Here is an 8,775-nt window from a genome sequence, read left to right as displayed (position 1 = left end):
CCTGGGCCCTGGTACCGGGGTTGTGGCGGGTGCACACTGGGTGCCCGTGGTTGGGGTGGGTGCGGGGGTTGGTACCTGGGGTGGGGGCGGGGGGGGGGGCCGGGCCGGGGGGCCGGGCCCCGTGCTGGGGCGGGGCCCCCGGAGCGAGCGGCTCAGGCGTCGAAGTCGACGACGAGCTCCTTGGAGGTGGGGCGGGTCTGGCAGGTGAGCACGTAGCCCTTCTCGATCTCGTCCTTCTCGAGGGCGTAGTTCTCCTCCATCACGAACTCCCCGGAGACGACCTTCGCGCGGCACGTGCCGCACACCCCGCCCGCGCACGCGAACGGGACGTCGGGGCGGACCCGCAGGGCGGCGTTGAGCACGGTCTCCTGGGCGTTCTTCGGGGACTCGATCTGCGAGGAGAGCCCGTCCAGGTTGAACGTGATGTCGTAGCTCTCGCCCGAGGGGTCGGCCTGGACCACGCGGCCCTGCTGGCCCTGGGGGTTCTCGGGGCGGCCGGTGCTGAAGAGCTCGAAGCGGATCTTGTCCTCCGGCACGCCGCGCTCGGCGAGGGTGTCCCGGCACAGCTGGACGAGCTCGAACGGCCCGCACAGGAACCACTCGTCGGTCCGGTCCACCTGGAGGACCTCGTCCAGGATGTCCTTGAGCTTGTCGGCGTCGATCCGCCCGGACATCAGCGGGCTGATCCGCTGCTCGCGGGAGAGCACGTGGTGGACCGCCAGGCGGGACGGGTACTTGTCCTTGAGGTCCCCGAGCTCCTCGGCGAACATCACCTCCATGGCGGAGCGGTTCGCGTACACGAGGTCGAACGTGGAGGTCTCCGAGGCGCGCAGCACGGCCTTGGCGATCGCCATGATCGGGGTGATCCCGGAGCCCGCGGCGAAGGCCACGAGGTGGACCGACGCGTTCTTCGCGACCTCCTCGGCGGCGAGCTTCTCGGGGTCGTTCATGCTCGTGAGCCCGAGCTTGGAGATGAACGCCCCCTGCGGGTTCATGACGTCGAGCTTGTCGCCGGCCTCGAGGGACTCGTTGGCCCACGTGGAGAAGACCCCGCCGATGTCCTGCTTGATCGCCACCCGGATCTCGCCCCGCCGGGGCTCCGCGCAGATCGAGTAGGACCGGCGGACCTCCTGCCCGTCGATCCGGGCGCGCAGCGCCACGTACTGACCGGGCAGGTAGTCGTAGTCGTCCACGAGCTCCGGCGGCACGGCGAAGGCGACCTCCACCGAGTCCGCGGTGAGCTTGCGGACCTGGGACACCTCGAGGGTGTTGAACGTGGCCCGGCGCTTGGCCGGGGCGGTGATCTCGGTCATCAGTGCACCTTGAAGTAGTCGAAGGGTTCCAGGCACTCGTTGCAGACGTGGAGCGCCTTGCAGGCGGTCGACCCGAAGCGGGTCAGCTCGCGGGTGTTCAGGGAGTGGCAGCGCGGGCACTTGACGGTGAGCCCCAGCCGGACGGGGCCGGCGGCGGCCCGGCCGGTGGGCGGGGCGATGCCGTACTCGTCGAGCTTGCGCCGGCCGTCCTCGCTCATCCAGTCCGTGGTCCACGCCGGCTGCAGCACGAGGTCGACCCGCACGTCGTCGTAGCCCTCCGCGTTGAGCGCCCGGGTGACGTCGGTCGTGATGGTCTCCATCGCGGGGCACCCGGAGTAGGTCGGGGTGATGACGACGACGGCGCGCCCGCCCTCGACCCTGGCGTCCCGCAGGATGCCGAGGTCGGCGATGGAGAGCACGGGGATCTCGGGGTCGTTCACCGTGGCGGCGATGTCCCAGACGCGGCCGGCAGCCTCGTCCTCGGGGCGCAGCTCCCGGCCGGTGACCTGCGTGTCGCCCGCCTGCTCGGAGTCGGTCATCGTCATCGCCTCCTCACCAGGTGGCGCCGGGGTGCTGGCGCGCCAGCACCTGCATCTCGGCGAGGATGTGGCCGCGCTGCTCGCTGAACTGCCCGGAGCGGTCGCCGCCCCAGGCGCCCAGGACCTCGGGGACCGACAGCTCCGCCTCGTCGAGGACGGCCTTGAGCCGCGTGTCGAAGTCGGCCCGCAGCGAGGAGGGGCGCACGGCGACGTCCCCGAGGGACTCGATGAGCTCGTCGTCGTGGAACAGCTCGTCCACGTAGGGCCACATGTAGTACAGCCCCGCCTCGATCCGGCGCCGGGACTCCTCGGTGCCCAGGGCCAGGCGCAGCAGCCACTGGCTCGCGTGGTCCTGGTGGTACTCGATCTCCTTGAGCGCCTTGTCCGCGATGGCCGCGAGCGTCGGGTCGGAGGAGCGGACCAGGCGCCGGTACAGCTCGTACTGGTAGTAGGAGAAGATCAGCTGCCGGGCGATGGTCTGCCCGAAGTCGCCGTTCTCCTGCTCCACGAGGCGGCAGGAGCGGAACTCCTCCTCGTCGCGGAAGTAGGCGAGGTCGTCCTCGGTCTTCCCCCACGCGGTGCCCGCGTAGCTGAGGAAGAACCGGGCGTGCCCGAGCAGGTCCAGGGCGATGTTGGCCAGCGCGATGTCCTCCTCGAGCTCCGGGGCCCGGGCGATCCACCAGCCCAGGCGCTGGGCGAGCATCAGGGCGTCGTCGCCCAGGTACAGCGCGTAGCGGGCCACGTCCTCGGGGGCCTTCTCCCCGCCGGCCGCGATGTCCTCCGCGGTGATCGCCTCGCCGGCGCTCTGCCGGGTCGCGGAATCGTGGGATGCAAAGCTCACAGGTGCTTCACCCCTTCGCTCTTGGTGTAGTACGTGGCGTGGCGGTAGCTCTTGCCCTGCGCGGACTCGAAGAAGCCGCCCTTGGAGTCGGGGTCCGACGCGGTGATGGCCGCGGAGGGCACGACCCACACGGAGGTCCCCTCGTTGCGGCGGGTGTAGAGGTCCCGGGCGTTGCGCACGGCCATCGTGGCGTCCGGGGCGTGCAGGGATCCGGCGTGGACGTGGGAGAGCCCGCGCGAGGACCGCACGAACACCTCCCACAGGGGCCACTCGTCCGAGGGCGCGCCGATCGGGCTCACGGTGTTCTCGCTCATGCTCAGGCTCCGATGAGTTCGGCGGAGCTGCGCTCCGCGGCGGTCTTGCGGGCATAGGCGGCGGCGGCCTCGCGGACCCAGGCGCCGTCCTCGTGCGCCGTGCGGCGGCGCTGCATGCGCTGGAGGTTGCACGGGCCCCGGCCGCCGACGACGGCCTTGAACTCGTCCCAGTCCAGCGGGCCGTAGTCGTAGTGGCCGCGCTCCTCGTTCCACTTGAGGTCCGGGTCCGGCAGGGTGAGGTCCAGCGCCGCGGCCTGCTCGACGATCATGTCCACGAAGCGCTGGCGCAGCTCGTCGTTGGAGAAGCGCTTGATGTTCCACGCCATGGACTGCTTCGAGTTGGGCGAGTCGTCGTCCGGGGGGCCGAACATCTGCAGGGAGGGGCCGTAGAAGCGGTTCACGGCGTCCTGCGCCATCTGCTTCTGGGCGGGCGTGCCGTGCGAGAGCTCGTAGAGGATCTCCCAGCCCTGGCGCTGGTGGAAGGACTCCTCCTTGCAGATGCGCACCATGGCCCGGCCGTAGGGGCCGTAGGAGGCTCGGCACAGCGGGACCTGGTTGGCGATCGCCGCGCCGTCCACGAGCCAGCCGATGGCGCCCATGTCGGCCCAGGTGCGCGCCGGGTAGTTGAAGATCGAGGAGTACTTGGCGCGGCCGTCCAGCAGCTGCTGGTTGAGCTCGGAGCGCGGCGTGCCCAGGGTCTCGGCGGCGGAGTAGAGGTACAGCCCGTGGCCGGCCTCGTCCTGCACCTTGGCCATGAGGATGGCCTTGCGCTTGAGGGACGGCGCCCGGGAGATCCAGTTGCCCTCCGGCTGCATCCCGATGATCTCGGAGTGGGCGTGCTGCGAGACCTGGCGGACCAGCGTCTTGCGGTAGGCGGCGGGCATCCAGTCGCGCGGCTCGATCCGGGAGTCCTCGGCGATGATGCGGTCGAAGTGCTCCTCGCCCGCGCGGTCGAGCTCGGCCTGCTCGGCCGCGTCCGCGGCGGGCACTGCGTGGAGGCCCGTGTTCTGCGTAGTCATGGTGTCCCTCTTCCGACGAGATGGCGCCGCGGGGCGGGAGGGCCGCACGCGACTAACTGACCGTTCGTTCAGAATATGTGTCCGTGCAGGCTCCGTCAACAGGTGGTTCCCGAATTCGGCAGGATGCTGTCGAGCGGCGCCCGGGTTGACATGGGCGGCGGAGTGGGATTGTCTACTGAACATTCGGTCGTGAATTGTGAGGAGAGTTACATGTCCCAGGGCCATCCGATCCTCGCGGGGGACCACACCTCGCGCTGGATGGGCATCACCGTGGACCGTGCCGAGTACGGCCACGCCCAGATCCGCATGACGCTGCGGGAGGAGATGCTCAACGGGTTCGGCATCGCCCACGGGGGCATGGTCTTCGCCTTCGCGGACACCTGCTTCGCCCTCGCGTGCAACGATCCCGCCGGCGACGGCAGCACCATCACGGTGGCCGCGGGGGTGGACATCAACTTCCTGGCCTCGGCCCACCGCGGGCAGGAGCTCACCGCCGTGGGGACCGTGCGCGCCCAGGCGGGGCGCAGCGGTGTCTACGACATCCAGGTCCTGGCCGGCGACCGGCTCATCGCCGAGTTCCGGGGCCGCAGCCGCACCATCCCGAACCCGGCCCGGCGCGCCGCCGCGCCCGCCGGGGACCCGGCCCAGCAGCCCGTCCTGCAGCCCGTCCAGCCGTCCGTCCCGCAGCCCGAGGAAGTGTGACATGACCGAGTGCTCCGTCCCGAACCCCTACACCCCCGCCCCCGCTCCCGCGGACCGGTCGCAGCCGGACCCCGAGGAGACGATGAGCCGGGACCAGGTCGAGTCCCTGCAGGTCGAGCGGCTGCGCTGGACCCTGCACCACGCCTACGAGAACGTCCCCGCCTACACCGAGCTCTTCGACGGCCACGGGGTGCACCCGGGCGACTTCAAGGAGCTCGAGGACCTCCGGCTCTTCCCGTACACGGACAAGGAGTTCCTGCGGAAGGCGTACCCGTTCAAGTCCCTCGCCGTGCCGATGAGCGAGGTCCGCCGGATCCACGCCTCCTCCGGCACCACCGGGCAGCCCACCGTGGTGGCCTACACCCAGAACGACCTCGACACCTGGGCGGGTCTGGTGGCCCGCTGCTTCCGGCTCTCCGGCGTGCGCCCCGGCGACAAGGTGCACAACGCCTACGGCTACGGGCTGTTCACGGGCGGGCTCGGCGCCCACTACGGCGCCGAGCGCCTGGGCTGCGCCGTCATCCCGATGTCGGGCGGGCAGACCGAGAAGCAGGTCCAGATGATCCGGGACTTCGAGCCCGAGGCCATCCTCTCGACCCCGACCTACCTGCTGACCATCGCGGACGGCTTCAAGAAGCTCGGCCTGGACCCGCGGGAGACGTCCCTGCGCACCGCGGTGCTCGGGGCGGAGCCCTGGACCGAGGAGATGCGCCGGGAGATCGAGACGGCCTTCGACGTCGACGCGTGCGACATCTACGGACTCTCGGAGGTCATGGGCCCCGGCGTGGCCGGGGAGTCCGCCGCGTCCAAGGACGGCTCGCACATCTGGGAGGACCACTTCCGTCCCGAGATCATCGACCCGTTCACGGACGAGGTGCAGGAGACCGGCCGGCCCGGCGAGCTCGTGTTCACGGCGCTCACCAAGGAGGCCCTGCCGATCATCCGCTACCGCACCCACGACCTGACCCGCCTGCTCCCCGGCACGGACCGGCCCGGGCACCGGCGGATGGGCCGGATCACGGGCCGCTCCGACGACATGATCATCCTCCGCGGGGTCAACCTGTTCCCCTCCCAGATCGAGGAGCTCGCCCTCCAGGTGCCGGAGCTGAGCCCGCACTTCACGCTCGAGATCACCCGGCCGCACCGGATGGACCAGATGACCATCAACATCGAGCGGCGCGAGCAGGTGACCGTCGAGGCCGCCGAGGCCGGCGGCCAGAAGCTCCTGCACGCGATCAAGACGAAGATCGGCTCCTCCGCCTCGATCCGGATCGCCGAGCCGGGAAGCCTCGCCCGGTCCTCCGGCAAGCTGCGCCGCGTCTACGACCACCGCAAGGACGCGTGACGCCCCGCGCGCCCACCCGTGCCGCGACCAGCCCCCGAGACCGCTCGGGGGCTCCTCGCGTCGTAGGATCGTTGTCCTGCCCGTCCCCACCGAGATCGAGGTCCTCATGACGCACGCACCGGCGCCCGCTCCTCCGGCCGGCGCGGCCCCGCGCCGCGGCCGGCCCGGCTACGACCGCGAGACGCTGCTCGCCGTGTGCGTGGAGGTCTTCAACGTCCACGGCTACGACGCCACGTCGATGGGCACGCTGTCCAAGCACCTGGGCATCTCGAAGTCCGCGATCTACCACCACGTGGAGTCCAAGGAGGAGATCCTCGAGCAGGCCCTCGGCCGGGCCCTGGACGCGCTCGAGGAGGTCCTGGTCTCCGCCGAGCGGACGGACGCCCCCGCGGTCCAGCGGCTCGAGCAGGTGATCCGGGGGACCGTGCGCGTGCTCGTGGAGCAGATGCCCTACGTGACGCTGCTCCTGCGGCTGCGGGGCAACTCGGAGGTCGAGACCCGGGCGCTCGAGCGCCGCCGCACCGTCACCCGCCGGGTCGGCGCGCTCATCGAGCAGGCCCAGGCGGAGGGGGAACTGCGCCGCGACCTCAGCGGACGGTCGGCGTCCCGCCTGCTCCTGGGCATGATCAACTCGATCGTCGACTGGTACCGGCCGGACGCGGGCCAGGCATGGGAGGAGCTGGCCGAGACCGTCGTCGTGCTCGCGTTCTCGGGGCTGCGGGCGCCCTGACCCGCGCGCCGGTCAGGGGCGGTGCTCCGGGGACGGACGCTACCGTCCCGGCGGTCCGGGGAGCACCGTCCCGGCGGCGGTCTCGTTCCGCGGCTCCACGCCCAGCCGGGCCCCCGCGCCCTCCTCGTCCACGGCGAGCATGTTCGCCGTCCCGAAGATGCCGTCCCCCACAGTCACGTCGTGGCCCCGGCGGCGCAGCTCCCGGACCGCGGCGTCGGAGAACTCCGGCTCCACCTGGAGGGTGTTGCCGGCCGCGTGGGGATAGTTGGACGCAGGGAAGGCCGTGCTCACGAACCGCGGCCGCGCCACCGCCTCCTGGGGCGTCAGGCCGAAGTCCACCACGTTCATGAACTGCTGGAGCTGTCCCTGCGGCTGGGTGTCGATCCCCGTGTTGCCGCCGAGCAGGTACGGCCGGCCGTCGCGCAGTGCCATGAAGGGCGCCGAGGTGTGCCGCACCGTGGCCCCGGGCGCCACGGCGTTGACGTCGTCCTCGTCGAGGGACAGGAAGCTCATGCGCTCGTTGATGTGGATCCCGGTGTCCCCGACCACCAGGAACTGCCCGCCCAGGCTCGTGGTCACGGCCGCGGCGCTGCCGGAGCGGTCGGTGAGGTGGAACGTGGTGGTGTCCGAGGCCTGCCGGTCGAGCCCGCTGCCGATCGGCCACTGCGCGGCGCGGTCGTCGTCGATGCGCGCCCGCTGGGCCCGGGCGTACTCGTCCGAGAGCAGCCGCTCCACGGGGACGTCGGTGCGCTCGGGGTCGCCCACGTGCGCGTACCGGTCGGCGAAGGCGAGCTTGACCGCCTCGACCTGCCGGTGGACCACGTCGGGGTCGTCGGGGGAGCGGCCGGAGAAGTCGTCCTCGTCCAGGATGTTGAGGGCCTCCAGCATGGCGATGCCCTGGCTGTTGGGCGGGTTCTGGTGGACGGTCACGTCCTCGCCGTAGTCGATGGAGATCGGGTCCACGATCTGCGCCGAGTAGCTGCTGAAGTCCTCGAGGGTGAGGTATCCGCCGTTGCGCTCCGAGAAGGCGACGACGGCCTCCGCCACGGGCCCGCGGTAGAAGTGGTCCCGCGCGGCCCGGATCCCGGCGGAGCGGCCGGGAGCGGCCTCGTAGGCGGCCACGAGCTCCTCGAAGGTGCCGGCCATGTCCTCCTGGTGCACGGTCTCACCGGCCTCCAGCAGGGCGCCGTCACGGGTGTAGAGCTCGCTCATCACCGGGCTCTGCCGGATGTTCGCCTCCTCCCGGGTCAGCCAGTAGATCATCTCGGAGCTCGCGGGGTACCCCTCGCGGGCCACGGCGATCGCCGGCGCGAGGACCTCGCCCAGGCCCAGTTCGCCGTACTCGCCGAGCCAGAGCATCCACCCGTCCCAGGCGCCGGGGAGGATGGCCTGGTGCATGCCGAAGTCGCCGGCGCGCGGGCGGTAGTCGGCGAGGGTCGCCGCGCTGCCGACCGGACCCACACCGTTCAGGCTCGTCACCTCGTCGCGCTCCGCGTCGTAGTACAGGGCCCACGTGCCGCCGCCGAGCACGCTCGAGTAGTAGGGCTCCACCACGCTCAGCACGGCGGCGACCGCGACGGCGGCGTCGGCGGCGGTGCCACCGGCCTCGAGGATCTCCGCCCCCGCCGCGGTGGCCAGCTCGTGGGAGGACACGACCGCCTGCACGTGCGGAGCGGGCTCCTCGGCCGCGCCCGTCGCGGACGTCGTGGCCGAGCCCGGCGTCCGCGCCGGCGTGGAGGCCGCGGTGCCGGCCGGCTCGGACGGGGTCCCCGCGCCGTCCTGCGCGGCGGGCCCGCACCCGGTGAGGGCGAGGAGGAGGCCCAGCGCGAGGGCGGCCGTGCGGTGGGCGGGGCTCGGGCTGCGGCGCATGGTGTCTCCTCCGGCCGTGGCGTCCGCCGGCGGCCCTGCGCGGCGGGGCAGCGGCACGCGCGAGGGTCCGGGCGGGGTGCTGGTCAGGCTAGCACCGGGCGCA

The 8,775-nt window shown here is 71.9% G+C and carries 9 protein-coding genes; 3 read left to right on the top strand and 6 right to left on the bottom strand.

The genetic code is table 11. The features are described from left to right. Window positions 1-152: 152 nt before the first annotated feature. The 5 genes from paaE to paaA are packed head-to-tail and all read right to left on the bottom strand — an operon-like array spanning window position 153 to window position 4,026. The gene (paaE, locus tag ACPYN7_RS03735) at window positions 153-1,313 is read right to left on the bottom strand and encodes a 1,2-phenylacetyl-CoA epoxidase subunit PaaE (RefSeq protein ID WP_424346725.1); all 1,161 of its coding nucleotides are present in this window, start codon (window positions 1,311-1,313) and stop codon (window positions 153-155) included. Further along, window positions 1,313-1,858 (bottom strand): 1,2-phenylacetyl-CoA epoxidase subunit PaaD, encoded by a 546-nt coding sequence (gene paaD, locus ACPYN7_RS03730; protein ID WP_424346724.1) that lies wholly within the window; start codon window positions 1,856-1,858, stop codon window positions 1,313-1,315. Before paaD ends, paaE begins: the two co-directional genes overlap by 1 nt. Before the next feature lie 7 nt (window positions 1,859-1,865). Beyond that, on the bottom strand, window positions 1,866-2,693 hold the full coding sequence (gene paaC / locus ACPYN7_RS03725) for a 1,2-phenylacetyl-CoA epoxidase subunit PaaC (protein WP_424346723.1): 828 nt from the start codon (window positions 2,691-2,693) through the stop codon (window positions 1,866-1,868). Continuing rightward, entirely contained in the window at window positions 2,690-3,007 is a 318-nt protein-coding gene (gene paaB / locus ACPYN7_RS03720; RefSeq protein WP_017833090.1) for a 1,2-phenylacetyl-CoA epoxidase subunit PaaB, read from the bottom strand. Before paaB ends, paaC begins: the two co-directional genes overlap by 4 nt. A gap of 2 nt (window positions 3,008-3,009) precedes the next feature. Continuing rightward, window positions 3,010-4,026: a 1,2-phenylacetyl-CoA epoxidase subunit PaaA gene (gene paaA / locus ACPYN7_RS03715; protein ID WP_082697259.1), complete on the bottom strand. Its 1,017-nt coding sequence runs from the start codon at window positions 4,024-4,026 to the stop codon at window positions 3,010-3,012. A 210-nt stretch (window positions 4,027-4,236) separates the two neighbouring features. On the opposite strand from paaA, the gene ACPYN7_RS03710 reads away from it, so the two are divergent. The 3 genes from ACPYN7_RS03710 (at window position 4,237) to ACPYN7_RS03700 (ending at window position 6,803) form a co-directional block, all read left to right on the top strand. Continuing rightward, the gene (locus tag ACPYN7_RS03710; RefSeq protein ID WP_058875440.1) at window positions 4,237-4,728 is read left to right on the top strand and encodes a hotdog fold thioesterase; all 492 of its coding nucleotides are present in this window, start codon (window positions 4,237-4,239) and stop codon (window positions 4,726-4,728) included. Window position 4,729: 1 nt separating this feature from the next. Next, the gene (locus ACPYN7_RS03705) at window positions 4,730-6,073 is read left to right on the top strand and encodes a phenylacetate--CoA ligase family protein (protein ID WP_058875439.1); all 1,344 of its coding nucleotides are present in this window, start codon (window positions 4,730-4,732) and stop codon (window positions 6,071-6,073) included. A 106-nt stretch (window positions 6,074-6,179) separates the two neighbouring features. Next, entirely contained in the window at window positions 6,180-6,803 is a 624-nt protein-coding gene (locus ACPYN7_RS03700) for a TetR/AcrR family transcriptional regulator (protein ID WP_058875438.1), read from the top strand. A gap of 39 nt (window positions 6,804-6,842) precedes the next feature. Here ACPYN7_RS03700 and ACPYN7_RS03695 read toward each other — a convergent pair whose 3' ends face one another. Next, window positions 6,843-8,672, bottom strand: a complete 1,830-nt coding sequence (locus tag ACPYN7_RS03695) for a gamma-glutamyltransferase family protein (RefSeq protein WP_424346722.1) — start codon at window positions 8,670-8,672, stop codon at window positions 6,843-6,845. Window positions 8,673-8,775 lie beyond the last annotated feature (103 nt).

The sequence above is a fragment of the Kocuria sp. CH-021 genome (assembly GCF_049716185.1).
In the GTDB taxonomy this organism is placed as follows: domain Bacteria; phylum Actinomycetota; class Actinomycetes; order Actinomycetales; family Micrococcaceae; genus Kocuria; species Kocuria cellulosilytica.
This window is presented reverse-complemented; position numbering and strand designations above follow the sequence as displayed.